Raw genomic sequence first — 26099 nt, forward strand, 5'->3', positions numbered from 1 at the left:
CCGGGTCGATGGATGGTCTGTCCGGTCTGCGCCTCAGCGCAGGGTGTCTGCGGCCGGGGAGTCGGCCAGGTCCGCGCGCATGCGGGCGACCTCCTCCTCGGTGGGGCCCACGTGCGGCAGGCGCACGGCGTCGGAGGCGAGCCGGCCCTGCCAGGCCAGGATGGTCTTGGCGGCCACGGCCCCGGGCACCCGGGTCATGGTCGCGGTGACCACGGGGTGCAGCTGTCGGTGCAGGCGCTGGGCGGTGGCCAGATCCCCGGCGACGATCGCGTCGATCAGCGCGCGGAAGGCCTCCGGGACCACGTGGGTGGTGACCCCGACGAGCCCGACGGCGCCCAGCGCCATCCAGGGCAGGGTCAGCCCGTCGTCCCCGGAGTAGTACTGCAGGTCCGTGGTGGCCATGACCTCGGTGGCCGCGGCGAAGTCCGCCTTGGCGTCCTTCACGGCCACGATGTTGGGGTGCTCGGCCAGCGCCCGGTAGGTGTCCGGGGCGATGGGGATGCCGGCGCGCCCGGGGATGTCGTAGAGCATCACGGGGGTGTGCACGGCGTCGGCCACGGTGGAGAAGTGCGCCCGCAGCCCGGCCTGGGTGGGCTTGTTGTAGTAGGGGGTGACCACCAGCAGCCCGTCCACCCCGACGCCCTCGGCCAGCTCGGCCAGGTGCAGGGTGTGCGCAGTGTCGTTGGAGCCGACGCCGGCGACGACGCTGGCCCGATCCCCCACGGCCTCCTTGACGATGCGGAAGACGCGGGCGTTCTCCTCATCGGTCATGGTGGAGTACTCGCCGGTGGTCCCGCACACGACCAGGCCGTCGTTGCCGCGGTCCACCAGCTCCGCCGCGAGCGCGGCGGTGGCCTGCTCGTCCACGGAGCCGTCCGCGGCGAACGGGGTGACCATGGCCGTCAGGAGGCGGCCGAAGACGGGCTGGGGCTCGGGGGAGGACTCCACCGGTGACGCAGACATGCTCCCACGGTACCGCACCGGGGCTATCCTTCGCCGTCGGCCAGGTGGTGGGCGGGGCGTCCCCGGTCCAGGGCGACGGCGTCGCGCATGGCCCGGCGGGCGCGCTTGCGGTCCCCGGCGGCGTCGTAGGCCAGGGCCAGGCGGAACCAGGCCCTCCAGTCCTCCGGCTCCCGCTCGACCTCGGCGCGGCGGGCGGGGAAGGCGGCGTCGGCGGCCTCCCGGTCGATCCGCCCGGAGGCGGTGCGCGGCGGCTGATCGGGCAGCCCGCCCTCCCTCCCGAGGCGCTGCCCCAGACGCTGCACGCGCACCCCGAACAGCACCTCGCGCACCAGGGCCCACGCGCCGAGTGCGGGCAGCAGGATCATGCCGACGCCGAGCAGGATCCCGGGGGTCCCGCCGTCCCCGCGCAGCAGCAGCACCCCGCGCTGGGCGGTGACCCCCAGGTACAGGACCAGCAGGGCGACGGTGATCGCGGCGAAGGTGCGGCCCTTGCCGGTGGAGTCCACGAGGACGAAGACCCCGCACAGGACGAGGACCACGGTGATGCCCAGGCGGGTGGCGGCGGGCAGGGGCAGCAGCCAGACGGTGCCCAGCAGCAGCAGGCAGGCCAGGGCCGTGAAGGCGCGCAGGGATCTCACGAGGGGGTGCCCGCCCGGATCAGTCCAGGTCCAGGAAGCCGTCGAGCCCGTGGGTCAGGCCCGGGACCTCGCGGACCTTCCGGATACCCAGGAGCACCCCGGGCATGAAGGAGGCCCGGTCGAAGGAGTCGTGGCGGATCGTGAGCTGCTGGCCGGGATCCCCCAGGAGGATCTCCTCGTGGGCGACGAGTCCGCGCAGGCGCACCGCGTGCACGTGGATGCCGTCCACCACGGCCCCGCGCGCCCCGTCGGGGTCGCTGGCGGTGGCGTCGGGCACAGGGCCCCGGCCGGCCTGCTCACGGGCGGCGGCGATGGCCTCGGCGGTGTGCCGGGCGGTGCCGGAGGGCGCGTCGAGCTTATCCGGGTGGTGCAGCTCCACGACCTCGGCGGAGTCGAAGTAGCGGGCGGCGACCGCGGCGAAGCGCTCGGCCAGCACCGCCCCGATCGCGAAGTTCGGCGCCACCAGCACCCCGAGCTCGGGGTGGGCGACCAGGCGCTCGCGCAGCGCGGAGAGCTTGGCCGCATCCCACCCGGTGGTGCCGACCACCGCGTGCATGCCGTGGTCCACGGCGAAGGCGACGTTGTCCTCGGTGGCCTTCGGGACGGTGAGGTCCACGACGACCTCGGGGGCGGCCTCGATCAGCTCCTCGAGGGAGTCCCCCGAGCCGAGGGCGGCCACCAGCTGCAGGTCCGGGGCCTGCTCGATGGCGGTGACGGCCTGGGAGCCCATGCGTCCGGCCGCGCCCAGCACGGCCACGGTGATTCGCTCAGTCATGTCCGCCAGCCTATCGTGCCGCCGCGCGCCCGCAGCGGGCGCGGGCCGGGCTCGGCGCTGCGGCGCTTCCGTCAGGGGCCGGCGCGTCACGGTGGCGCGGCTGCCCGCGCGGGGCGGACCCGGCGACTACGATGGTCACGGTAGCTTTCACCCCTCCCCCGGTCAGGACGTCCTTCCCCGATGCACAACCCGAATCCCTTCTCCACCCCGGTGCCGCCGCAGGCCGGAGATCCACGGTTCGTGCTGCGTGGCCTGGATGGTCTGCGGGCCCTGGCGGTGATCGGCGTCGTCGTGTTCCACCTGTGGCCCCAGGCGCTGCCCGGCGGGCTGATCGGGGTGGACCTGTTCTTCGTGATCTCCGGGTACCTCATCACCGCGCTGCTGCTGCGCGAGGCCGCCTACACCCGGAAGATGCATCTGCCGCAGTTCTGGATGCGCCGGCTGCGCCGGCTGGTCCCGGCGATGGTGCTGTGCGTGCTGGTGTGCTCCTGCCTGGCCTGGCTGGTGGGCGGGGACGCCGCGGTGCAGCTGCGCCGCCAGGTGCTCGGCGCCCTGACGTACACCGCCAACTGGACCAACATCGCCGCGGGCAACGGCTACTTCCGGGACACCAACCCCGAGGTGTTCACCAACTTCTGGTCCCTGGGCGTGGAGGAGCAGTTCTACCTGGCCTGGCCGGTGCTGCTGGTGCTGACCTGCCTGCTGGCGGACACCTGGCGGCGTCGGCGCCTGGTGCCCGCGGCGCTGGCCGCGGCCTCCCTGCTGGCGATGCTCGTGCTGTTCTGGGTCACCGGAAGCGCCGACCGGGTGTACTACGGCCTGGACACCCACGCCTTCGGACTGATGCTCGGGGCGTGCCTGGCCCTGCTGATCCCCTGGTCCATGTACCCGCCGAAGCCCGGCTACCGGATCCCCCGGCTGGACGCGGCCTACTCCCCCGGACGCAACGCCGCGCGGATCCTGGTGGGCTGGGCGAGCCTGGCCCTGCTGCCGGTCGCGGCGCGCCTGCTCAGTGAGGAGCACCCCGGGGTGCTGTTCCCGTGGGGCCTGCTGGGCGCGTCCCTGCTGGGGCTGGGGCTGATCCAGGCGCTGCTGCCGGATGTGCGGGGGCTGGGTGCGGAGTGGCTGCGGCGGCTGCTGAGCCTGCCGCCGCTGGTGTGGATCGGGCGGCGCTCCTACGGGCTGTACCTGTGGCACTGGCCGCTGATGGTCCTGGCCCACTACGCCGCCCCGCAGGCCTCCGCCACCGCGCGCGGGATCGTCGTGCTGGTGCTGACCACGGCGGTGGCCGCGGCCTCCTACCACTTCCTGGAGAACCCCGTGCGCCGCCGCGGCTTCCTCGGGGCCGCCCGGGACCTGCTGGCGAACCTGGGCTTCCCGGGCCGACGCCGGTGGGCCACCGCCGCGGCCCTGGGGGCCGCGGGTCTGCTGGTGGCCGGCACCGCGGTGGCCTGCGTGCAGGCCCCGGAGCAGACCGAGGCCGAGCGGGTGGTGGCCGAGGGCGAGCAGCAGCTGAGCATCCAGCCCTCCCCCAGCGCCTCGGCCTCCCCGTCGGCGTCGGCATCGGCTTCCGCCTCAGCAGGTGCGAAGGAGGAGAAGGACAGCGCGTACCACCCGGCCCCGGGCGGGCAGGACGTGACGATGATCGGGGACTCGGTGACGCTGGCCTCCGCCCAGGCCCTGCAGGAGAAGCTGCCCGGGATCGCCATCGACGCGAAGGTCTCCCGCACCATCGACGCCGGGATCCAGCTGCTGCGCGAGGAGCAGAAGTCCGGCCAGCTGCGCCGGATCGTGGTGATCTCCCTGTCCACCAACTCCGCGATCACCCCGGATGACATCCGGCAGCTGACCGACATCGCCGAGGCCGGGCAGGTCCGCCAGATCGTGCTGGTCACCGGCCAGGCCCCGGAGAACCTCACCTGGGTGGACCAGTCCAACGACGTCGAGCGCGACGCCGCCGCGAAGCAGCCGCGCATCGAGGTGGCGGACTGGGCGAAGGCCTCCGACGGCAAGCCCGAGCTGCTGGTCTCCGACGGGGTGCACCCGCAGCCGGAGGGCCAGCGGCTCTACGCCCAGACCATCGCGGATGCGGTGAAGACGGCGCAGACGGACCTGCAGCGGGAGACCGCGGGCCGCGAGGGCTGATCACCGGGATCGGTTGCGGGCCGCCCCGACCATCGCCCGGCGGGTCCTAGGCGCCGGAGGGCATCACCAGGGTGGTCACGGTCGGGCGATCCGCCAGGTCCACAGCCAGGGCCTGCACCTGCTCGGCGGTCACCGCGCGCAGCTCGGCCAGCAGCTCGTCCAGGGGCAGGAAGCGGCCGGTGTCCAGCTCGGAGCGGCCCAGCCGGAACATCCGCGAGGCCACATCCTCGCTGCCCAGCACCGTGGACCCGCCCAGCTGCCCGGCGACCTTCGCCAGCTCGGCCTCGCCGATGCCGTGCTCGGCCAGCCGCTCCAGCTCGGAGCGCATCAGGGCGCGCACCTGCTCGGCCTTGGCCGGGGCGCACCCGGCGTACAGGCCGAAGTACCCGGCGTCGGAGAAGGAGCCCGCGTAGGAGAACGTGGAGTAGGCCAGGCCCCGGCGCTCCCGGATCTCCTGGAACAGCCGGGAGGACATGCCCCCGCCCAGGGCGGCGTTGAGCACGGACATCGCGAAGCGCTGCTCATGCCCGGCGATCAGCCCGGTGGAGCCCACCAGCACGTGCGCCTGCTCGACGTCGCGGCGCACGGTCTCGGTACCCAGCCGCGGGGACAGCGCGGCGGCGCGGCGCACCCGGCGCGCTGCCGGGAGGGCGGCGGCGTCGCTGAGGTCCCAGCCGGCCTCGGTCAGGGCCCGCTGCACCCAGCCGACGAACTCCCCGTGCTCCAGGTTCCCCGCCGCGGAGACGACCAGGCGATCCGGGGTGTAGTGGCGGCGGTAGTGCTCGGCCACGGCGTCCCGGGCCACCGCCCGGATCTCCTCCGGGGTGCCGCCGATGGGCCGGCCCAGGGGGTGCTCGCCCATGACCTGCCCGGTGAACCGCTCGAAGGCCACATCCATCGGGTCGTCCTGGTCCATGGCCAGCTCCTCCAGGATCACCCCGCGCTCCTGCTCCATCTCCCGCGGATCCAGGACGGCGGCGGCCGTCATGTCCGCGATGACCTCCGCGGCCATCGGCGCGTCCTCCCCGAGCACGTGGGCGTAGTAGCAGGTGTGCTCCTTGGCCGTCAGGGCGTTGGACTCCCCGCCCACCGCGTCGAAGGCCTGCGCGATGTCCAGGGCGGAGCGGGTGCGGGTGCCCTTGAACAGCAGGTGCTCCAGGAAGTGCGTGGAGCCGAGCATCCCGGGGCGCTCATCCCGGGAGCCGACGCCCACCCAGTAGCCCACCGCCACGCTGCGCTGACCGGGCATCCGCTCGGTGATCACCCGGACCCCACCGGGCAGCACGGAGCGGCGGACCTCGTTGCCGCCCTGTCCGGCCCAGACGAGGCGGCCGGTGCGGTGCGCGCGCTCCTGGGTCAGCGAGGCGGCGTCAAGGGGCAGATCGAAGGGCACGGGTGGGAATCCTCTCGGTGGTGGGGCGGGGATGGCGCGGGGATGGCGCAGGGCGCGGGCGTGCAACGGCCCCGGGCCGCGGCGCTGGGCTCAGCGCGCGGACCGGGGCCGGTGCCGGCGGGAGGTCGAGCTACTGCTCGTCGTCCTCCTGCTCGTCCTCATCCAGGACGACCGGGGCCAGGGAGAGCTTGCCGCGGTCGTCGACCTTGGTGATCTCCACCTGGACCTTCTGGCCCACGGAGACGACGTCCTCGACGTCGTTCACGCGCTGGCCGTCGTTGAGCTTGCGCAGCTCGGAGATGTGCAGCAGGCCGTCCTTGCCGGGGGTCAGGGACACGAAGGCGCCGAAGGTCGTGGTCTTGACCACGGTGCCCAGGTACCGCTCCCCCACCTCGGGGACCTGCGGGTTGGCGATCGCGTTGATCGCGGAGCGGGCGGCGTCGGCCGAGGGGCCGTCCACGGCGCCGATGTAGATCGTGCCGTCGTCCTCCACGGTGATGTCCGCGCCGGTGTCCTCCTGGATCTGGTTGATCATCTTGCCCTTGGGCCCGATGACCTCGCCGATCTTGGACACGGGGATGTGCACGGTGATGATGCGCGGGGCGAACTCGCTCATCTCATCCGGCTCGGAGATCGCCGCGGTCAGCACATCCAGGATGTGCAGGCGCGCCTCGCGGGCCTGCTTCAGGGCCGCACCCAGCACGGAGGCGGGGATCCCGTCCAGCTTGGTGTCCAGCTGGATCGCGGTCACGAAGTCCTTGGTGCCGGCGACCTTGAAGTCCATGTCGCCCAGGGCGTCCTCCGCGCCGAGGATGTCGGTCAGCGCCGCGTAGCGGGTCTGGCCCTCGACCTCGTCGGAGACCAGGCCCATGGCGATGCCGGCCACCGGGGCGCGCAGCGGCACACCGGCGTTGAGCAGGGACAGGGTCGAGGCGCACACCGAGCCCATGGAGGTGGAGCCGTTGGAGCCCAGCGCCTCGGAGACCTGGCGGATCGCGTAGGGGAACTCCTCGCGGGAGGGCAGCACCGGGGTGATGGCCCGCTCCGCCAGGGCGCCGTGGCCGATCTCGCGCCGCTTCGGGGAGCCCACGCGGCCGGTCTCGCCGGTGGAGTACGGCGGGAAGTTGTAGTGGTGGATGTAGCGCTTGACCTTGACCGGGGACAGGGAGTCGATGGTCTGCTCGAGCTTGAGCATGTTCAGCGTGGTCACACCCATGATCTGGGTCTCCCCGCGCTCGAAGATCGCGGAGCCGTGCACGCGCGGCAGGACCTCGACCTCGGCGGTGAGCTGGCGGATGTCGGTCAGCCCGCGCCCGTCGATGCGGACCTGGTCGGTGAGGATGCGCTGGCGCACGATCTTCTTGGTCAGGGCGTTGAAGGCGCCGTTGACCTCATCCAGGCGCTCCTCGTACTCCTTGCCCTCCCCGGCCAGCTCCTCCTGGATCCGCTGCTGCAGATCCGCGGAGGCCTGCTCGCGCTCCTGCTTGCCGGCGATCGAGTAGACCTCGCGGATCTGCTCGGTGTAGGACTCCACGGCCGCGGCGATGTCGTCGCCGTACCCGCCGAAGCGGGGCAGGTCCATCGCGGGCTTGCCGGCGCGGGAGGCCAGGTCCGCCTGGGCCTCGCACAGGGCCTTGATGAAGGGCTTGGCGGCCTCCAGGCCCTCGGCGACGATCTCCTCGGTGGGCGCCTGGGCGCCGTCCTGGATGAGGTTCCAGGACTCGTCGGTGGCCTCGGCCTCGACCATCATGATCGCGACGTCCTGGGTGCCGTCGGCCTTGGTGACGATGCGCCCGGCCACGGCCATGTCGAACACGGCGTCGGCCAGCTGGGAGTGCTTGGGGAACGCGACCCACTGGCCGTCGATCAGGGCGATGCGCACCCCGCCGACCGGGCCCTGGAAGGGCACGCCGGACAGCGTGGTGGACATGGACGCGGCGTTGATGGCCACGGTGTTGTAGATCTCGTCCGGGTCGATGCTCAGGACGGTCACGACCACCTGGACCTCGTTGCGGATGCCCTTGCCGAAGGCCGGGCGCAGCGGGCGGTCGATCAGGCGGCAGGCGAGGATCGCGTCGGTGGACGGGCGGCCCTCGCGGCGGAAGAAGGAGCCGGGGATGCGCCCGGCGGCGTACATGCGCTCCTCGACGTCCACCGTCAGCGGGAAGAAGTCGAAGCCCTCACGCGGGTGCTTGCCCACGGAGGTGGCGGAGAGCATGGTGGTGTCGTCGTCGATGGACACCAGGGTGGAGCCGGCGGCCTGCTGGGCCAGCCGGCCGGTCTCGAAGCGCACGGTGCGCTGGCCGAACCTGCCGTTGTCGATGACGGCTTCTGCGAACTGGATCTCGGGACCCTCCATGGGTCACCTTCCTTTCCTTCGATGGATGATGCTCGCGCGGGCGAGGCCCATCGTCGGGTGCGGGGGAGCTTCCAAGCCTTCGATCGAGGCCCACGGACGGTGCGCCGCCTCATCCGCGTGGATGAGGGGCGGGTGTCCGGAGGCCACTACCGAGGACTTGCGACGGCTCGCGCCCGCACCCCGATGGGGCGCGCGGTTCCCGGGCCCGCGGCCCGGGGGGGCGGATGCGCTCACGGGACGCGCCGTGCGGCGCGTCCCGTGAGGACTCCTGCGCCGAGAGGTCCGGGTGGACTAGCGGCGGATGCCCAGACGCTGGATGAGCGTGCGGTAGCGCTCGACGTCGATCCGACGCAGGTAGCCGAGCAGGTTGCGGCGGCGACCGACGAGGATCATCAGACCACGACGGGAGTGGTGGTCGTGCTTGTGGGACTTGAGGTGCTCGGTCAGATCGGTGATCCGACGGGTCAGGACGGCGACCTGGACCTCGGGCGAACCGGTGTCGCCCTCGTGGGTCGCGTACTCCTTGATGATCTCCTGCTTGACGGCGGGATCCAGTGACATGGGATTGCTCCTCGAGCGTTGTGCCGCGAACGTCCCGATACGGCGTGTTCGCCGCCGGGTACCCCACCCGTCGCCGCACGCCGGACGCACCGGCGAGGCTGGGGACGGGGCGCCTGGCAACCGCGGACTGCAGCCAGACGTCCTTTCCATCTTACCGGATGCGCGGTGCCGGGGGAAGGGGCGGCCCCGGTGCGTCGAGCCGTCATCCCCGTGGGGAATGGGCCGCGCCCGGGCCGCGTCCGTGACGGCTCGGCGTTGCGCACCTGGCGCGTGAGAGCATGGGCGCCATGATCGACTTCTCCCAGCCCGCCGACGTCGTGGCCCCGCAGCTGCTGGGCGCGGTGATCCGCCGGGGCCCGGTGGCCCTGCGTCTGACCGAGGTGGAGGCGTATCTGGGCACCGCGGATCCGGCGTCGCACGCGTACAAGGGGCCCTCCCCGCGGTGCCGCACGATGTTCGGCCCGCCCGCGCACCTGTACGTCTACGCCTCCTACGGCATCCACCGGGCCGGGAACCTGGTGTGCTCCCCGGAGGGCACCGCGGGCGGGGTGCTGATGCGCGCGGGCGAGGTCATGGACGGCGTCGACGTCGTGCGCGCCCGCCGCGGGGAGAGGCCCGAGGACGCCGGACTGGCCCGCGGGCCCGGCAACGTCGGCGCCTGCTTGGGCCTGAGCCTGGAGGACGACGGCGCCGCGCTCTCCCTGGCCCCGGATGCCCGCTCCCCCGAGTTCGCGCTGCACGCCCCGACGCACCGGGTGGAGTGGGTGCGGGGTCGGCGCATCGGCATCACCAAGAACGCCGAGGCCCCGCTGCGCTTCTGGATCCCCGGGGACCCGACGGTCACCAGCCCCCGCACCCGCCGCACGGCCGTTTCCTGACCCCGCCCACTCCCTTCCCCGTGCGCCCCCAAACCCGCGCCGAGTCATCACTGTCGACCGAAAATCGCGGATTTCCTGGTCGAAAGTGATGACTCGGCGCTGGGATCAGACGCGAGGGGGTGAGGTGAGGGCGGGTCAGCTGGGCTGCTCGGCGCGGTAGCGCTGCACCGCGCGGGCCAGGCGGGTCACGCCCTCGACGATGTCCTCCTCCGGGTTGGTCACGAAGGAGATGCGCATGGTGTTGCGGATCGAGGTGTCCACGTGGAAGGAGCTGCCCGGCACGAAGCCCACGCCCTCGGCCATCGCGTAGGGCAGCAGCGCGTCGGTGTCCCAGCCCTCGGGCAGCTCGGCCCACAGGAACATCCCGCCGATCGGGTGGGTCACGTGGGTCCCCTCCGGCAGGGCCCGCGGCAGCTCCCGGACCATCGCGTCCCGGCGGGCCCGGTAGGTCTCCAGCTTCTCCGTCGGATCCATGTGGGTCTCGGGGTGGGTCAGGTAGTGCACGGCGGCCAGCTGGTCCACGGTCGAGCTGTGCAGGTCGATCGCCTGCTTGGCCACGACCATCGCGTCCCGGATCCCTGCCGGCACCCGCGCCCACCCCAGCCGGATGCCGGGGGCCACGGACTTGGAGAAGGTCTGCAGCAGCGCCGTCTGCGCGGCCATGCCCTCGAAGGAGGCGATGGTCGGGATCGGCTCGCCGTCGTAGCGCAGCGCGGAGTACGGGTCGTCCTCCACCAGCATGACGCCGGTCTCCAGCAGCACGTCGGCGACGGCGCGGCGCCGGTCCTCGCTCATGGTGCGCCCGCTGGGGTTCTGGAAGCTGGGGATCAGGTACACCAGCTTCGGATCGTGCTCGGCGATCGCGGCGCGCAGGGCGGACGGGACGACGCCGTCGTCGTCGCACTCCACCGCGACGAACCGAGCCCCGGCCAGCCCGAAGGTCTGCAGCGCCGCCAGGTAGGTGGGGTCCTCCACGAGGATCACGTCCCCGGGATCGCACATGACCTGGCCCAGCAGGGTCAGGCCCTGCTGGGAGCCGGTGGTGATGATCAGGTCCCCCGGCCCCGTGGGCACGCCCTCGGCGGTCATCTTCCGGGCGATCGCCTCGCGCAGGTCCGGCTCGCCCTCCGAGGAGGAGTACTGCAGGGCCCGCTCCGGCTTCTCCAGGGCCGCGGTGTAGGCCGCGCGGATGGCCGGCAGGTCGAAGAACGCGGGATCCGGGATGCCGCCGGCGAAGGAGATGACCCCGGGGCGGCTCACCAGATCCAGCAATGCCCGGACCGGGGAGTCCTCGGTCTGGGCGAAGGCGCGGGACATGCGGGGACTGAACTCGGGATGCGGGGCGGTCATGATCCTGGAGTCCTCCTTCGAGGGCGACGGCGTGTGTGCCCTCCCACTGTAGCCCCGGCCGCAGCCGCCCATTCCCCCGGGGGATGCGCGGAGGCGGCGCCGCGCTCGCCGCCCCCCAGGGGAGGACGGCGGCCGCGGCGCCGCCTCGGCGACGTCGAGCGGGCTGTGCCCTACTTGCCCTTCTTTGCCTGCTTCGCGGCGTGCTTGATGTTCTCGGTGACCAGCTCGAAGGAGCTCTTCTTCCGGGCCTTGCCCAGGGTCAGGGAGGCCAGGGCGACGGCGCCGGTGACGGCGTAGACGGAGGGCCAGGCGCCGATCTTCTTGGCCAGCGGGTGGGACAGGCCGAAGGCGGCGGTGTACGCGCCGGTCAGCAGCGCGGCCCGCCCGGCTCCGGCGTTGCGCTTCCAGCCGCGGAAGGCCGCCGCGCCGGCCACCGCCAGCACGGCCCCGCCCAGGGGGCGGTTGCCGGTGGCCCGGGCCACGGAGTAGCCGCCGATCAGTCCGGTGGCGGAGGTCAGGGTCGGGCCGAGGGTCTTGGTCAGAGCGGACATGGGTGTCTCCTGGGGGTCGGGCGAACGGTGCTCACCCTCCGGTATATCCCACCCGCGCCCCCTGCGGCCACCGACTGCGGCGAGCGCCACGCGCGCGAGGCGGCGGATGTGGGACAGGGCGGATGCGGGACAATGGGGAGCATGCAGAAGATGAACGTCGAATCCTTCAACCTGGACCACACCAAGGTGGCCGCCCCCTACGTGCGGATCGCGGACCGGAAGGAGCTGCCGGGAGGGGACGTGCTGATCAAGTACGACGTCCGCTTCACCCAGCCCAACCGGGACCACCTGGACATGAAGACGGTGCACTCCATCGAGCACCTGAGCGCCGAGCACATGCGCAACCACACGGACGCGCTGATCGACTTTTCCCCCATGGGCTGCCAGACCGGCTTCTACGCGCTGACCCTGGGCCTGGAGCCGGAGCGGTTCGCCCCGATCCTGGAGGCTACCTTCCGGGACATCCTGGCCGCCGACGAGGTTCCCGCGGCCAACGAGACCCAGTGCGGCTGGGGCGCGAACCACTCCCTGGCCGGGGCGCAGGAGGCCGTGCGCGGCTTCCTGGCCGCCCGGGACTCCTGGGACGAGGTCTACGCGTGAGCCAGCAGGAGCACACGCGGTCGACGGCGGCTGCCGACGTCGAACCGACGACCCCCGCCGCCGATGCCGCGGCGCCTTCGCCGCTCGACCCGGAGACCGCGGCGGCCCTGCGCGGCGGCGCCGTCGTCCTGGTGGCGATGGATGAAGAGGAGGCGCCCTTCCTGGACCGCGGCACGGCCCTGGCCGAGCCGGTCCGGCTGGGCCACGCCCGCGCCACCGCCCTGCGCTGCGGTGCTCAGACGATTCTGCTGGTGCGCACCGGCATCGGGCTGGCCAACGCCGCGAGCGCGGCCGCCGCGGCCCTCCTGCTGGCCCGGCCCCGGGCCGTGGTCTCCGCGGGCTCGGCCGGGGGCCTGCACGCGGAGGTGGAGGTCGGCGACGTCGTGGTGGGCACCGATTACGCGTACACGGACGCGGATGCCACCGCCTTCGGCTACGTGCGCGGGCAGGTGCCCGGGATGCCGGCGAGCTACCCCGGGGACGAGGACCTGCTGGCCGCCGCCCGCGCCCTGCCCGCCCAGGAGGAGGGCGTCCGGCGCTTCGGGCCGATGCTGGCCGGCGGCTCCTTCGTGACCGCCGCGAACGTCGCCGACACCCGACAGGCCTTCCCGCGGGCGCTGAGCACGGACATGGAGACCACGGCGATCGCCCAGGTCGCCGCCGGGTACGGCGTGCCGTTCCTGTCCGTGCGCGGGATCTCGGATCTGTGCGGACCGGCCGCGGATCAGGACTTCCACCTGGCCGTGGAGATCGTCGCCGAGCGCTCCGCCCGCACCGTCCTGGCCCTGCTCGACGCCGCCTGAGCGGGCCTTGAGCCCCCGCACCACCGACCCGAGGCCTGGCGCGCCCCGCGCCCGACCACCGACCACCGCCGCCGCACCCCGCGGCGACCGGAGAGGAGAGAACACCATGAACCACCACGTCCTGCGCGACGGACACGAGATCCCCGCCATCGGCTACGGGACCTACCCCATGGACGACGCCGAGTCCGAGGCGAACGTCTCCGAGGCCATCCGGCGCGGTTACCGCCTGATCGACACGGCCGCCCAGTACAGCAACGAGGAGGGCGTGGGCCGCGGGATCCGCGCCGCCTCCCCCGACGTCGAGCGGGAGGAGCTGTTCGTGCAGACCAAGCTGGCCGGCAAGGACCACGGGTACGACAAGACCCTGGCCGCCTGCAAGGAGTCGCTGCGTCGGCTCGGCCTGGAGTACCTGGACCTGTACCTGATCCACTGGCCCAACCCGAGCGTGGACCTGTACGTGGAGTCCTGGAAGGCGATGATCGAGCTGCGCGAGCAGGGCCTGGTCCGCTCGATCGGGACCTCCAACTTCCTCCCGGAGCACCTGCAGCGCCTGGAGGAGGAGACCGGGGAGATGCCCGTGGTCAACCAGATCGAGGTGCAGGTGCAGTACCAGCAGGAGGCCCTGCGCGGCTTCCACGACGAGCACCGCATCATCACCCAGGCCTGGTCCCCGCTGGGGCGGATGAAGGCGCTGGCCGAGGACTCCGCCGTCGGGCAGATCGCCGATCAGATCGGGGCCACCCCCGCCCAGGTGGTGCTGCGCTGGCACGTGCAGAACCACATCATCCCGCTGCCCAAGAGCGCGAACCCGGAGCGGATGGAGCAGAACCTCAACGTGTTCGACTGGGAGCTGTCCGAGGAGGACATGCAGAAGCTGCACCTGGCGCACACCGGCATCGGGCTGAAGGGCTACGACCCCCGCACCCACGAGGAGTTCTGAGACACCTCCTCTCTTCCCTACTGCGCCGAGTCATCGCTTTCGACGAGAATCCGCGCGATTTTCTGTTGGAAGTGATGACTCGGCGCAGGGGGCGAGCGCGGGTAGGGTTGGGGCTAGGGCAGGTTGAGGGCGCAGCGGGCGTCGGCCACGTCCTGGTGCATCTGCTCGATCAGGGCCTGCATGCCCCGGTAGGCCACCATGGGCCGCAGGTGCGCCACGAACTCCAGGCGCACGTGCTGCCCGTATAGGTCGAAGTCCTCGACCCGCTCCTTCGGCCGGTCCATGACGTGGGCCTCCACCTGCCGGGACACACCCTCGAAGGTCGGATTGGAGCCCACCGAGATCGCCACCGGCCAGCGGGTGCCGGCCTCATCGAACAGCCACCCGGCGTACACCCCGTCCGCAGGGACCAGCCCGTCCGAATCCGGGGCCATGTTGGCGGTGGGGAAGCCCAGCTCGCGTCCGCGGGCCGCCCCGTGCACCACCTCCCCGCTCATCCGGTGGTGCCGACCCAGCAGCCGCGCGGCCTCCTCGACGTCGCCGGCGGCCAGCAGCTCCCGGATCCAGGTGGAGGAGAAGCGACGGGATTCCTCCCCGCCCTCGCCGTCGGCGGCGAGATCCTCCACCACGACGACGTCGAAGCCGTACCGGCGGCCCAGCTCCCGCATGGTCTCCAGATCCCCGGCGTTGTCTCGGCCGAAGCGCACGTCCGCGCCGATCACCACGGCCTTCGCGCCCAGGGCATCCACGAAGGTCTCCCGGATGAAGTCCTCGGGCGTGGTCCGGGCGAACTCCAGGGAGTAGGGCAGCAGCAGCAGGGCGTCCAGCCCGGTGTCGGCCATCAGCAGCCGGCAGTCGTCCCACCCCATGATCGGGTGGTGCGGCCGGTCGGGGCGGTGCACCTGGGCCGGGTGCGGGTCGAAGGTGACCGCCACCGAGCGGGCCCGCCGGGCGCGGGCCTGATCCACCACCTGCGAGAGCACGCGCACGTGCCCGCGGTGCACGCCGTCGAAGTTGCCGATGGTGACCACGCTGGGACCGAAGTCCTCGGGCACCTGCCCGAGGCTGGTGAAGCACTGCACGCCCGCGGCCCCTAGCGCTTGCCCGCGGTCTCGGAGCCCGCCGGGCGCACCCCGTGGGGGCCGGCGGCCATCTCGCGGCGGATGCGGTTGGCCTTGGTGATCCACGCGTACCAGACGAGCAGGCACGGCGGGATGACCAGGTCCAGGATCATCAGCACGATCGAGGACCAGTGCGGCAGCCCGAAGAAGGCCCAGGCCAGCACGCGCCCGATCCCGCCGAGGAACACGGTGCAGCACACGAAGCTGAGGGTGTTGGCCCACTGGAACTTGATCGCGATGCCGACGAAGGCCGCGCCGACCCCGCACAGCACGGCCGCCAACCCGCCGTAGGCGGAGGCGATGGTGGTGCCGGGCTCGGGGTTCCCACCGGGCAGGGAGCCGGCCCCGGCCAGCACCTGCCACACCCCGTAGGCGATGATCAGGGTTCCGTACACGGCGATGGTCAGGCGGAACAGGGACCAGTCGTGGGGCCTGCCGTCCTCCTTGGAGGCCGGGGAGGACCCGGAGGGGGCGGAGCCGGCCGCGCCCCGGCGGGCCTTGGCGGAGGTCTTGGCACCAGCCGGGGCCGACGCCGCGGCCGCGGACCGGCTCGACGTCGCGGCCGCGCCGTCGGCACCGCGGGACCCGGGCTGAGTCATTGCACCACCCTGTGCTGCGGTGCCGCGCTCGGCGGCGGCCTCCCGGGAGGTGGCCTGCCGGGAGGGGCTGCGCGGGGCCGAGCCAGGGGCCCGGCCGGCGCCGGCCTCCCGGGCGGAGGCCGCGGCGGCGTCGCCGCGGGTCCCCTCCCCGGACCCGGCGGTCCAGGGTTCGCGGGCGGCGGGCTCCCCCGCGGCGGAGCGGGAGGACTCGGGACGGGGCTCAGTGCTCATGATCGGTGCCTTTCTGCTGCGGGGCCGCGCTCCGCGCGGTGATGTCTCCAGGGTACGCACCGCCGGCCGCGGTGCGCGCCAGCACATGCTCGCCGGGTCGGGTCCGCGTCGGCGGAGCGACCCCGGCGGATCAGGTTAGCCGAGTCAGCCTCGGCGGGTGGAGGGCCGGTTCCGGCGCAGCCACAGCAGGCCGATCACCGGCAGCACCAGCGGGACGTAGCCGTAGCCGGAGCCGAAGTGGGACCACACCGAGGCCTTGGGGAACAGCTCCGGGGCGGCCAGGGACAGGACCCCGACGGCGAGCACACCGGCCAGCTCGATGCCCACCGTCCACACCGACACCCAGTAGGCCCGCAGCGAGGTCTTCGCCAGGGCGATGGTCGCGACCACGTAGATCGCGGCGGCCACCCCGGAGAGGATGAAGGAGACCGGGGCCTCGTCGAAGCGGAAGATCAGCTGGATCAGCGCCCGGCACCCGGCGGCCAGGGAGAACAGGGCGTAGACCGCCACGAGCAGCCGGCCGGGCCCGGAGGATTTGGCGGCCGGACCGGGAGGCGGGGTCGAGGCGGCGTCGTGCTGCCGGCCGGTCTGCTCGGGGGTGGTGCTCATGGGCGTGTGGCCTTTCCTTCCGGGCGCGTGGGCCCGTGCGACGTCGGTGGATGCGGGCGGCGATGCCTCAGTAGTAGTACCAGAGCATGTTCATCCGCTGCACCATGACCGCGATGATCGGTCCGGCCACCGCGAGCATCAGGGTGGACCAGCGGGTCCGCTCGGCCAGGGACCAGATGAAGGTGCCCGCGGGGATGATCATCGCGGTCAGCAGGTAGCCGTAGTACTCCCAGGCGTCCCCGGCGGGCCCGTCCGTGGCGATCTGCATGATGATCGAGCCGACCAGGTACACGATGAGGAACAGCTCCAGCACCAGCACCGACCCCTGGGAGAAGTCATCCGGGGCCTTGCCCCGCAGAAACTGCACGAGGCAGATCAGCCCGGAGATCCCGCCGAGGACCACGCTGATCCAGAACCACAGGTCGTATCCGGCGATCACGGGGCCCCCTCCCCCGCGGCGGCCGATGCGCCGGCGTCGGGCCCCGTTTCGGGCCCGTCGAAGCGCTGCCCGGAGGCGAAGACCAGGTGGGGCACCGCGACCTCCCGTCCGCGGCGGCGCTGGTCCTGCAGCAGGGCCACGAGGGTGCCGTCCGGGGCGAAGCCCGCGCTCAGCGCGGCGACCGGAACGATCCCCTCCCCCGCGCCCGTGCTGACCCGCTCGGACTCCGCGGGGGCGGGCGCCTGGCCCTCGGGGCGGGTCCCGCTGGGGGTGATCCATCGCCCGTTGGAGACGTCGGTGGCTTCGGCGCCGGTGAGCCGGCGCTCGCGGAACAGCCGCCGGGCGGCCTCCTGCAGCGGCAGCAGGGGCAGCCCCTGCCCGGTCTCGCGCCGCGCGGAGAGCTCCTCCAGGGTCGCCACATCCGCCAGCCCCACCTGCCCGATGCGGGTGCGGCGCAGCGCGGTCAGGTGCCCGCCAACCCCCAGGGCCGCGCCGAGGTCCCGGGCCAGGGCCCGGATGTAGGTCCCGGAGGAGCAGGACACGCTCACGCACAGATCCAGCACCGGGACGCCGTTCGCGCCCGTGGTGCGCACGCGCTCGTGCACGGTGAACTCGTCGATCCTCACGGGTCGTGCGCTCAGCGCCACCTGCTCCCCGGAGCGCACCCGGGCGTAGGAGCGCTTCCCGTCCACCTTGATCGCGGACACCGCGGAGGGCACCTGCTGGATGTCCCCGGTCAGCCCGGCCACGGCGGCGTCCACCGCGGCGTCCTCCAGGGCCTCTACGGCCCCGGCGGGGGCGGTCGCGGTGGTCTCGCCCTCGGCGTCGTCGGTCACGGTGGAGGCGCCCAGCCGGATCACGGCGTCGTAGCTCTTGGTCTCCCCGGTGATCCAGGTCAGCAGCTTGGTGGCCTGGTTGATCCCGAGGATCAGCACGCCGGTGGCCATGGGGTCCAGGGTGCCGGCGTGACCCACCCGGCGGGTCCCGGCCAGGCGGCGGGTGCGCGCGACGACGTCGTGGCTGGTCAGCCCGGCGGGCTTGTCCACCACGAGCAGCCCGGAGGGCCCGGTGCTGTCCCTGCTGCCGCGTGCCACCTAGTCGGCGTCCTCCGCGGAGTCCTCATCCCGGCGGACCTGCGGAGTCCCGGAGTCCGGCTCGGCCGCGGCCTCGTCGTCGAAGTCCTCCTCGACGGGGTCGTAGCCGTCGAGGATCTGCTCGGTCTCGTCGTGCTCCTGGTCCTCGCGGTCCTTCTTGTACGGGTCCGCCTCCCCGGCGTACTGGGCGCCGATGGAGGAGGCGGCGACCTCGGCGTCGCGCTCGCGGGCGGTGCGCAGGATCTGCTCGAGGTGGCTGGCGTTCTCCGGGACCTCGTCGGGCACGAAGGTCAGGGTGGGGGTCAGCCGGGCGGTGATGTTCCTGCCGACCTCGGAGCGCAGGATGCCCTTGGCCGATTCGAGGGCGGCGCGGGTGCCGGCCTTCTCCTCGTCGGTGCCGTAGACCGTGTAGTAGACGGTGGCGTGCTGGAGGTCGTTGGTCACGCGGGCGTCGGTGACGGTCACGAAGCCCAGGCGTGGGTCCTTGACCCGTCGCTCCAGGGCGCGGGCCACGATGACCTTGATCCGGTCGGCCAGGCGGGCGGCGCGGGCGGCATCAGCCATGGGACTTCTCCTTGCACACGACGACGGCACACCGTGCGGTGCGCCCCTGTCAGTTTAGTGGATCCGCGACCCTCCCGAAGGACGACGAGCCGCCGTCGGGCGGATCCCACAGCTGGGAATCCGCGCCGACGGCGGCTCGCTCAGTGGCACCGACCTGCGGCCGGCACGGGGCCCGGGGTCAGTCGCGGGGCTTCTCGCGCATCTCCCAGGTCTCGATGACGTCGCCCTCCTTGATGTCGTTGAAGGAGCCGAGCCCGATGCCGCACTCGTAGCCCTCGCGCACCTCGGTGGCGTCATCCTTGAAGCGGCGCAGGGACTCGATGGTCAGGTTGTCCCCGACCACGTTCCCGTCCCGGACCAGGCGGGCCTTCGCGTTGCGGCGGATCACGCCGTCGCGCACGATCGACCCGGCGATGTTGCCCCACTTGGAGGAGCGGAAGACCTCGCGGATCTCCGCGGAGCCCAGGGCCACCTCCTCGTACTCGGGCTTGAGCATGCCCTTCAGGGCCTGCTCGACCTCCTCGATCGCCTGGTAGATGACCGAGTAGAACTTCATCTCCACGCCCTCGCGGTCCGCGAGCTCCTGCACGCGCTCCGCCGGACGGACGTTGAACCCGATGATGATCGCGTTGTCCACGGTCGCCAGGTTGACGTCGTTCTGGGTGATCGCGCCGACGCCGCGGTGGATCACGCGCAGCTGGACCTCGTCCCCGTCGCCGACCTCGATCTTGTACAGGGCGTCCTCCAGGGCCTCCACGGCACCGGAGACGTCGCCCTTGATGATCAGGTTCAGGGTGTCCATCTTGCCCTCGGAGACGGCTTCGTCGAAGTTCTCCAGGGTGACGCGCTTGCGGCGCTTGGCCAGCTGGGCGTTGCGGTCCGCGGCCTCGCGCTTCTCCGCGATCTGGCGGGCGGTGCGCTCCTCCCCGGTGGACAGGAAAGTGTCCCCCGCCCGCGGCACGGTGTTCAGACCGAGCACCTGCACGGGCCGGGACGGGCCGGCCTCCTCCACGGAGGCGCCGGTCTCGTCGAACATCGCCCGCACGCGGCCGTGGGCCACACCGGCGACGATCGCGTCCCCGACGTGCAGGGTCCCGGACTGGACCAGGACGGTGGAGACCGCGCCGCGGCCCTTGTCCAGGTTGGCCTCGATGGCCACGCCGCGAGCTTCCTTGTCCGGGTTCGCCTTCAGATCCAGCGCGCCGTCGGCGGTCAGGGTGATCGCCTCCAGCAGCTCGTCGATGTGCTGGCCCTGGCGGGCGGAGATGTCCACGAACATGGTGTCCCCGCCGTACTCCTCGGGCACCAGACCGTACTCGGTGAGCTGACCGCGGATCTTCTCCGGGTTCGCGCCCTCCTTGTCGATCTTGTTCACCGCGACCACGATCGGCACGTCCGCCGCCTGGGCGTGGTTCAGCGCCTCGACGGTCTGCGGCATGACGCCGTCGTCCGCGGCGACCACCAGCACGGCGATGTCGGTGACCTTGGCACCGCGGGCGCGCATGGCGGTGAACGCCTCGTGACCCGGGGTGTCGATGAAGGTCAGCTTCCGGTCCTCGCCGTCCACCTGGGTGGTGATCTGGTAGGCGCCGATGTGCTGGGTGATGCCGCCGGCCTCGCCCTCGATGACGTTGGTGTGCCGGATGGCGTCCAGCAGGCGGGTCTTGCCGTGGTCCACGTGGCCCATGACGGTGACCACCGGGGGCCGGGCCTGCAGCTGCTCCTCGGTCTCGGCTTCGCGCTCGCCCTCCAGGTCGATGTCGAAGGACTCGAACAGCTCGCGCTCCTCGTCCTCCGGGGAGACGACCTCGACCTTGTAGCCCAGCTCCTCGCCGAGGACCTTGAAGGTGTCCTCATCCAGGGACTGGGTCTGGGTGACCATCTCGCCCATGTGCACGAGCACGGTCACCAGCGAGGCCGGGTTGGCGTTGATCTTCTCCGCGAAGTCCATGACGGAGGCGCCGCGGCGCAGCCGGATGGTCTGGCCGTTGCCCCGGGGGACGACGACGCCGCCCACCGTGGGCGCCTGCATCTGCTCCAGCTCGTGGCGCTTGGCCTGCTTGGACTTGCGCTGCCTGCGGCGGGAGTGCCCGCGCCCGAAGGCGCCCTGGGCGTTGCCCCGGCCGCCGCGACCGGCCCCACCGCGGGCGGGACCGCCGCCGGGGCCGCCCCGGCGCGGGCCGTGGTTGGAGCCCGGCGCACCGGCGCGCGGACCCACCCCGGCCGGCATCTTGGCCGGCATCATGTTGGGGCTGGGGCGGTTGCCGCCGCCGGGACGCGGGGCGGCCGGACGGGGACCGCCCTGACCGGCGCCCTGAGCCGGACGCGGACCGCCCGGGCGGGGACCGCCCTGGCCCGGACGGGGTCCGCCGGGGCGCGGGCCGCCCTGGCCGGCGCCCTGGCCCGGACGCGGGGCACCGGGACGGGGACCGCCGCGGCGCTCACCCTGACCGGCGCCGCGACCCGCACCGGAGCCGCGCATGCCCTGCTGGGAGGCGAAGGGGTTGTTGCCCGGACGCGGGGCCCCCGGCTTGGGGGCGGAGCCGCGCGAGGCGGACGGGCGCGGACCGGGGGTCGGTGCCTCGGAGCCCTTCATGCCCTGCTGGGTGGAGAAGGGGTTGTTGCCGGGCTTGGGCCCGGGCTTCTGCCCCGGCTTGGGGGCGTTGGACGGCTTGGCCGCGGGACGCGCCGGAGCGGACGGGGCCGACTCGGAGGCGCCCTGCTCGGTCTTGGCCTGCGGGGCGGGCTGGGCAGGGGCCTGCTGGCCGGCGGGCTTGCCCATCTGCGCGGGGCTGGGCGCGGTCTTCCCGGCCGTCTTGGGGGTGGCGGCGGGGCGGTTGCCCGCGCCGGAGGGCTTCGGGGCGGAGCCCTTGGCCGCGGAGTCCTTGGCGGGCTCCTGCTTCTTCACGCGGTCCGCGAAGGCGGCGCGCAGCTTCTTCTCCACGGGGGGCTCCACCGTGGAGGAGGCGCCTCGGACGTATTCGCCGAGTTCCTGCAGTTTGGCAACGGCCTCTTTCGAGGGGATGCCGAGCTCTTTGGCGAGCTCGTGGACGCGGGGCTTGGCCACATTACTCCTGTCTCGGTCCGAGCCGAAACAGGCTCGGGCCGGTCAAATCCGTATAAGGGTCTCGCGGTGCGCGGGCATCGCGAGCACGCCGTGGGCAGAGCACACTGAAGCACTCATCGCGCGGCACTCATCGGGTTTCCATCGGTCTTCTGACTCGCTTTCCATGGGGCGGCGCCGGCAGGCGCCTCCCGTCGACATCGGCGGTGGGGTGAGCTCTCCCGCTGCCGTGCGGCCGCGCTGACCTCACCAGGAGGTGAGCAGCGGCGCGGGATCGACGGCGCGGCGGAACGCTCGGGCGAAGGACCTCGTCCGTTCCGCGCGCTCCAGGCACTCCCGTCGGGGGTGCAGCCACGCTCCGCGGCCGGGGGCGGACCGGGTGGGGTCCGCGACGACCTGGGGCACGGCGGCGTCGGCGGGATGGGAGAGCACCACACGGACCAGTGCGGTGCGGTCCTCGATCCGGCGGCATCCGATGCACGTGCGCTGACCGGCGGGGGAGGACACAGCGGTTCGACCCCTTTCGGTGCTCGGCGGGCGCGCGCGGATGCGACGGTTCGACGACCGCAGACCAGTCTAGCCCCTGCCCGGCGCGGAACCCAAGACCGAGAGGCAGGACACAGATCGTGTGAGGCGCGGTGCGACCGCGGCCTCAGCCGCGGGGGGACGCGGAGCGATCCGCGCCGGAGCCTGCGGCCTTGGACTGGGCGACGATGTCGATGCGCCACCCGGTCAGCTTCGCGGCCAGCCGGGCGTTCTGCCCCTCCTTGCCGATGGCCAGGGACAGCTGGTCATCCGGCACGATCGCGCGGGCCTGGAAGCGCCCCGCGGGGTCCGTCTCCACCCGGGAGACCTTGGCCGGGCTCAGCGCGCCGGCGATGAACTGGGCCGGGTCCTCGGACCAGGTGACGATGTCGATCTTCTCGTCGTTCAGCTCGGAGGTCACCGCCCGGACTCGGGAGCCCATCTCCCCGATGCACGCGCCCTTGGCGTTGATGCCGGGTCGGGTCGCGTGCACCGCGATCTTGGTGCGGTGCCCGGCCTCGCGGGCCACGGACTTGATCTCCACCTCGCCCTGGGCGATCTCCGGGACCTCGTGCTCGAACAGGCGGCGCACCAGATCCGGGTGGGTGCGGGACAGGGTGATGGACGGGCCCTTGAAGCCGCGGCGGGCCTCGACCACGTAGGCGCGCAGCCGGGTCCCGTGCGGGTACTTCTCCCGCGGGGACTGCTCGTGCTCGGGCAGCACGGCCTCCACGGTGCCCAGGTCCACGTGGACCATGCCCCCGCGACCGCCCTGCTGGACCTGCCCCGAGACCAGCTGGCCCTCGCGGTTGCGGAAGTCCCCGAGCACCTGCTCGTCCTCGGCCTCGCGCAGGCGCTGGAAGATCACCTGGCGGGCGGTGGCCGCGGCGATGCGCCCGAAGTTCTTCGGGGTGTCGTCGAACTCGCCGATGCGCTGGCCGTCCTCGTCCACCTCGGGGGCCCAGATGCTCACCCGGCCGGTGGTGCGGTCCACGTGCGCGCGGGCCCCGCGGATGGCGCCGGGGTTCTTCTCGTAGGCCAGCAGCAGCGCGGATTCGATCATGGAGATCAGGGTCTCCACGGGGATCTCGCGCTCCTTCTCCAGGAGGCGAAGGTTGCTCATATCGATATCCACGGTCGAACCTCTCTCGCTGCTGCTCGTCTCCCACGGGCGGGACCCCGCTGATGCTGATCGCGCGGGCCGGTCGCCTCCGCGATCGGGAGGCGACCGGCCCGCGGTCCGGGGCCAGTCTACTCGGCGTCCGCCGGACCGGAGAACTCCACCTCCACCTGGGCCTTGCGCACCGACGCCGGGTCCAGGGCTTCCTGCTCGTGATAGGACTCCGGCTGGCCCTTGCGGGTGTTCTTCCGACGCCGGATCAGGGCGCGCACCCCGTCGGCGCCCTCCTCCACGGCATCCAGGCGGGCCAGGAACGCCTCCCCCTCCTGCGGGGTGATCCGCAGCAGGCGCCCGCGGGCCCGCTTCCAGTGGCGGGTCTGCATGAGCTTCCGGGTGGCCCCCGGGGAGGTGACCTCCAGCAGGTAGGCGGTCTCCAGCTCCTCGGGATCCGCGTCCAGCGCGGCAGAGACCGCCTGGGAGACCTCCCCCAGGGTGTCCAGGGACACGGAGCCCTCGGCGTCCTCGGGCAGATCGACGACGACGGCGAGGGTTTGGCCGTTGCCGGCCCCGCGGGCGGTGACCTCCTCCAGTACGAGGTCGAAGGAGGCCAGCACCGGGCGGATCAGCTGCTCGATCCGCTCCAGGTCCACGGTCTCGGCCAGCCCTCGGCGCGGGTGGGCCTGCTCGGAGTAGTCGGCGTGGGCCTTCTGCCGGGCCAGCTTCCGCCGGTATCGGGACGTGGAGGACTTCTTGGCGTGGTCCTTGGACATGGGCTCTCCTTCGGCACGCCCCGGCCGGTGCGGTGAGGGCGGGCGATGCTCGGTGCCGGGCGGGGCGGCGTCGCGCCTTTCCGATCCGGACGGTCTGCGCTGATCTGGTCTGGTCTGGTCTCGGGTGCTTCGGGATCCAGGCTATCGCGGGCCGGGCCGGGACCTCGTGGGATGATGGGCAGGTCCCTGCCCCGCCGCCGAAACGAACCTGCGAGGTCCCCCGCCCATGCGCGCCACCGTGCCGAAGACCCTCACCCTCGTGCTCGCCATCGTGCTCATCCTGCTCCTGGCCGGGGGCGGGCTGCTGTGGTGGCGTGTGCAGGACAACCGCCCCGCGCGCGACGCCCAGCGCCAGGCCGCCGCGGATCTGAAGAGCCTGCAGGCCCAGGTGCGCGCCTCCTCCGCGGAGGCCTCCCGGAAGGATCCGATGCTCGCGGACCTGGACGAGCAGCTGAAGGCCCTGGATGCGGGCGTCGTCGAGCAGGCCGCGGGCACGCAGCCTCAAGCGACCCCGGATCTGACGGGCCTGGCCGCCTCCTACGACGACTCCGCGGCCCGCCTGCTTAAGCTGTCCCGCAGCGAGCACGTGGACGCGCAGGGCGCCGCGAGCCTCACCTCGATGGCGGTCGCCCACTGGCTCACCGCCCGCCAGCTGACCGGGCGCCTGGTGCAGGTGGGTCAGCCGGGCTCCGCGGAGTCCCGGGCTCTCGCCGAGCTGACGGGCGTGCCCGCCGTCGGCCCGCTGACGGAGGACGGCACCTGCCCCGCCGGCGACCGGGACGCGAAGGCGCCGGCCGCCCGGCTGGCGGCCGGGTGGGAGGAGGCCGTGTGGTCCGAGCAGGTCCTGCGGGCACGGGCCGGGATCACCGGGGCCTCGGAGCGGGCCGTGGAGCGGGCCGACGCCGCCCAGACCGGACACGAGGCGCAGCTGACCCAGCTGCGCGAGTCCTTCGGATCCGACTGCGGGACCCTGCCCGCCCCGCAGGCCGGCTACCGGGTGGCCGAATCCGAGCCCGGCGCCTTCGTGACCGCCCAGAGCCGGGAGCTGGCCGGGATCGGCTACGCGATGCTGCGGGAGCAGCTGGAGGCGGACGCGGATCGCGACGCCGCCTGGACCCGGTTCGCCGTGCGGACGCTGGCGGTGGAGACCGCCCTGCAGGCCTCGGCGGACCTGGACATCCCGGCCCTGCCCGGCACCGCCGGCTAGGCGGAGATCTCCCGGATCACGTCCCAGCCGGTCTTCAGGATCAGCACCGTCACCACCGCGAGGAACACCGCCCGCACGAAGCCGCTGCCGCGGGCCACTGCGCTGCGCGCCCCGAGCAGCCCGCCGAGCATGTTGCCCGCCCCCAGCAGCAGGCCCAGGCCCCACAGGATGGAGCCGTGCAGGGCGAAGAAGCAGATGGCCCCCAGGTTGGTGGCCAGGTTGGTGACCTTCGCCCGGGCGCTGGCCCGCAGGAAGTCGAAGCCGAGCAGGGTGACCATCGCGATGATGAGGAAGGAGCCCGTGCCCGGGCCCAGCAGCCCGTCGTAGGCGCCGAGCACCAGGCCGATGCCCACGGAGATCCACGCCTGTGCCGCCGCGGACCGCTCGGGGCGGGACACCCGCCCGGCCTGCGGGCGGGCCACCGTGAAGATCAGCACCCCCACCAGGGCGGCCAGGATGACCGGCTTGAACACGGCCGTGGGAAGGGCAGCGGCCAGGGAGGCCCCGCCGAAGCTTCCGGCGAAGGCCACGGCGGCCATCGGCAGGGCGGGGCGGATCCGGGCGGGGGTGCGCCGATGGAAGGTCACCGTGGACACGGCGGTCCCGCACACCGAACCGCACTTGTTCACCGCGAGCGCCTGGACCGGGGTGATGCCGGGCAGCATCAGGACCAGCGGCAGCTGGATCAGCCCTCCCCCGCCGACGACGGCGTCGATCCAGCCCGCCGCGAAGCCGCCGAGCAGCAGCAGCGCCACCAGCCAGGGCTCCACCCCGGTCTCGGGCCACCACAGGCCCGGCGG

General features: G+C 73.0%; 25 protein-coding genes. 6 read left to right on the plus strand and 19 right to left on the minus strand.

Annotated features, from left to right (window positions below; translation table 11 throughout):
- Positions 1 to 33 precede the first annotated feature (33 nt).
- Genes dapA through dapB form a run of 3 tightly spaced genes read right to left on the minus strand, consistent with a single transcriptional unit; the run spans position 34 to position 2376 of the window.
- Complete coding sequence (gene dapA, locus NQ707_RS03220) at positions 34 to 963, minus strand: 4-hydroxy-tetrahydrodipicolinate synthase (RefSeq protein WP_404434751.1); 930 nt, start codon at positions 961 to 963, stop codon at positions 34 to 36.
- Positions 964 to 986: 23 nt separating this feature from the next.
- The gene (locus tag NQ707_RS03225) at positions 987 to 1601 is read right to left on the minus strand and encodes a hypothetical protein (protein ID WP_404434753.1); all 615 of its coding nucleotides are present in this window, start codon (positions 1599 to 1601) and stop codon (positions 987 to 989) included.
- Positions 1602 to 1620: 19 nt separating this feature from the next.
- Complete coding sequence (gene dapB, locus NQ707_RS03230) at positions 1621 to 2376, minus strand: 4-hydroxy-tetrahydrodipicolinate reductase (RefSeq protein ID WP_064725796.1); 756 nt, start codon at positions 2374 to 2376, stop codon at positions 1621 to 1623.
- 180 nt (positions 2377 to 2556) lie between these two features.
- On the opposite strand from dapB, the gene NQ707_RS03235 reads away from it, so the two are divergent.
- Positions 2557 to 4521 carry an acyltransferase family protein gene (locus NQ707_RS03235; protein WP_404434755.1) on the plus strand — a complete coding sequence of 655 codons (1965 nt, stop codon included), beginning with the start codon at positions 2557 to 2559 and terminating at the stop codon, positions 4519 to 4521.
- Between the two features lie 46 nt (positions 4522 to 4567).
- Here NQ707_RS03235 and NQ707_RS03240 read toward each other — a convergent pair whose 3' ends face one another.
- The 3 genes from NQ707_RS03240 to rpsO form a co-directional block, all read right to left on the minus strand.
- On the minus strand, positions 4568 to 5914 hold the full coding sequence (locus tag NQ707_RS03240; RefSeq protein WP_404434757.1) for a M16 family metallopeptidase: 1347 nt from the start codon (positions 5912 to 5914) through the stop codon (positions 4568 to 4570).
- Between the two features lie 130 nt (positions 5915 to 6044).
- Positions 6045 to 8273, minus strand: coding sequence for a polyribonucleotide nucleotidyltransferase (locus tag NQ707_RS03245; protein WP_404434759.1), 2229 nt, complete (start codon positions 8271 to 8273; stop codon positions 6045 to 6047).
- A 291-nt stretch (positions 8274 to 8564) separates the two neighbouring features.
- On the minus strand, positions 8565 to 8834 hold the full coding sequence (rpsO, locus tag NQ707_RS03250; RefSeq protein WP_058730223.1) for a 30S ribosomal protein S15: 270 nt from the start codon (positions 8832 to 8834) through the stop codon (positions 8565 to 8567).
- A gap of 287 nt (positions 8835 to 9121) precedes the next feature.
- Between rpsO and NQ707_RS03255 the strand changes: the two genes are divergently transcribed.
- On the plus strand, positions 9122 to 9712 hold the full coding sequence (locus tag NQ707_RS03255) for a DNA-3-methyladenine glycosylase (RefSeq protein ID WP_081046358.1): 591 nt from the start codon (positions 9122 to 9124) through the stop codon (positions 9710 to 9712).
- Positions 9713 to 9847: 135 nt separating this feature from the next.
- On the opposite strand, the gene NQ707_RS03260 is transcribed toward NQ707_RS03255, so the two are convergent.
- Together NQ707_RS03260 and NQ707_RS03265 are read right to left on the minus strand one after the other, a co-directional pair.
- Entirely contained in the window at positions 9848 to 11062 is a 1215-nt protein-coding gene (locus NQ707_RS03260) for a PLP-dependent aminotransferase family protein (protein ID WP_058730225.1), read from the minus strand.
- A 170-nt stretch (positions 11063 to 11232) separates the two neighbouring features.
- Positions 11233 to 11613 (minus strand): hypothetical protein, encoded by a 381-nt coding sequence (locus NQ707_RS03265; RefSeq protein WP_224799882.1) that lies wholly within the window; start codon positions 11611 to 11613, stop codon positions 11233 to 11235.
- A 141-nt stretch (positions 11614 to 11754) separates the two neighbouring features.
- Here NQ707_RS03265 and NQ707_RS03270 point away from each other — a divergent pair, with 141 nt between their 5' ends.
- From NQ707_RS03270 to NQ707_RS03280, 3 genes are all read left to right on the plus strand, one after another.
- On the plus strand, positions 11755 to 12213 hold the full coding sequence (locus NQ707_RS03270) for an S-ribosylhomocysteine lyase (RefSeq protein ID WP_058730232.1): 459 nt from the start codon (positions 11755 to 11757) through the stop codon (positions 12211 to 12213).
- Positions 12210 to 13016 (plus strand): 5'-methylthioadenosine/S-adenosylhomocysteine nucleosidase, encoded by an 807-nt coding sequence (gene mtnN / locus NQ707_RS03275; protein WP_224799883.1) that lies wholly within the window; start codon positions 12210 to 12212, stop codon positions 13014 to 13016. The genes NQ707_RS03270 and mtnN overlap by 4 nt, the downstream gene beginning before the upstream one ends.
- Before the next feature lie 106 nt (positions 13017 to 13122).
- On the plus strand, positions 13123 to 13956 hold the full coding sequence (locus NQ707_RS03280) for an aldo/keto reductase (protein WP_058730226.1): 834 nt from the start codon (positions 13123 to 13125) through the stop codon (positions 13954 to 13956).
- 113 nt (positions 13957 to 14069) lie between these two features.
- On the opposite strand, the gene NQ707_RS03285 is transcribed toward NQ707_RS03280, so the two are convergent.
- From NQ707_RS03285 to rimP, 10 genes are all read right to left on the minus strand, one after another.
- Positions 14070 to 15038, minus strand: coding sequence for a bifunctional riboflavin kinase/FAD synthetase (locus NQ707_RS03285; protein WP_129357867.1), 969 nt, complete (start codon positions 15036 to 15038; stop codon positions 14070 to 14072).
- 11 nt (positions 15039 to 15049) lie between these two features.
- Positions 15050 to 15907, minus strand: coding sequence for a DUF4345 domain-containing protein (locus tag NQ707_RS03290; protein WP_279752015.1), 858 nt, complete (start codon positions 15905 to 15907; stop codon positions 15050 to 15052).
- A 144-nt stretch (positions 15908 to 16051) separates the two neighbouring features.
- Positions 16052 to 16516: a hypothetical protein gene (locus NQ707_RS03295; protein ID WP_231377352.1), complete on the minus strand. Its 465-nt coding sequence runs from the start codon at positions 16514 to 16516 to the stop codon at positions 16052 to 16054.
- A gap of 67 nt (positions 16517 to 16583) precedes the next feature.
- Positions 16584 to 16955 (minus strand): hypothetical protein, encoded by a 372-nt coding sequence (locus NQ707_RS03300; RefSeq protein ID WP_058730230.1) that lies wholly within the window; start codon positions 16953 to 16955, stop codon positions 16584 to 16586.
- Positions 16952 to 18049: a tRNA pseudouridine(55) synthase TruB gene (gene truB, locus NQ707_RS03305; protein ID WP_064725788.1), complete on the minus strand. Its 1098-nt coding sequence runs from the start codon at positions 18047 to 18049 to the stop codon at positions 16952 to 16954. The genes NQ707_RS03300 and truB overlap by 4 nt, the downstream gene beginning before the upstream one ends.
- On the minus strand, positions 18050 to 18613 hold the full coding sequence (gene rbfA / locus NQ707_RS03310; RefSeq protein WP_081046357.1) for a 30S ribosome-binding factor RbfA: 564 nt from the start codon (positions 18611 to 18613) through the stop codon (positions 18050 to 18052).
- Positions 18614 to 18791: 178 nt separating this feature from the next.
- Positions 18792 to 21680 carry a translation initiation factor IF-2 gene (infB, locus tag NQ707_RS03315; RefSeq protein WP_404434772.1) on the minus strand — a complete coding sequence of 963 codons (2889 nt, stop codon included), beginning with the start codon at positions 21678 to 21680 and terminating at the stop codon, positions 18792 to 18794.
- A 243-nt stretch (positions 21681 to 21923) separates the two neighbouring features.
- Positions 21924 to 22184 (minus strand): YlxR family protein, encoded by a 261-nt coding sequence (locus NQ707_RS03320; protein ID WP_055684411.1) that lies wholly within the window; start codon positions 22182 to 22184, stop codon positions 21924 to 21926.
- A gap of 145 nt (positions 22185 to 22329) precedes the next feature.
- Positions 22330 to 23337 (minus strand): transcription termination factor NusA, encoded by a 1008-nt coding sequence (gene nusA / locus NQ707_RS03325; RefSeq protein WP_055684410.1) that lies wholly within the window; start codon positions 23335 to 23337, stop codon positions 22330 to 22332.
- 116 nt (positions 23338 to 23453) lie between these two features.
- A complete protein-coding gene (rimP, locus tag NQ707_RS03330) occupies positions 23454 to 24092 on the minus strand; it encodes a ribosome maturation factor RimP (RefSeq protein WP_404434775.1) in 639 nt (212 codons plus the stop codon).
- Positions 24093 to 24318: 226 nt separating this feature from the next.
- Here rimP and NQ707_RS03335 point away from each other — a divergent pair, with 226 nt between their 5' ends.
- Positions 24319 to 25299: a hypothetical protein gene (locus NQ707_RS03335; RefSeq protein ID WP_058731583.1), complete on the plus strand. Its 981-nt coding sequence runs from the start codon at positions 24319 to 24321 to the stop codon at positions 25297 to 25299.
- Here NQ707_RS03335 and NQ707_RS03340 read toward each other — a convergent pair.
- Positions 25296 to 26090 carry a TSUP family transporter gene (locus NQ707_RS03340; protein ID WP_058731585.1) on the minus strand — a complete coding sequence of 265 codons (795 nt, stop codon included), beginning with the start codon at positions 26088 to 26090 and terminating at the stop codon, positions 25296 to 25298. The two genes, NQ707_RS03335 and NQ707_RS03340, sit on opposite strands and share 4 nt — an antisense overlap.
- Between the last annotated feature and the right edge of the window lie 9 nt (positions 26091 to 26099).

This window comes from Rothia sp. BD8, from assembly GCF_044878465.1.
In the GTDB taxonomy this organism is placed as follows: Bacteria; Actinomycetota; Actinomycetes; order Actinomycetales; family Micrococcaceae; genus Rothia; species Rothia kristinae.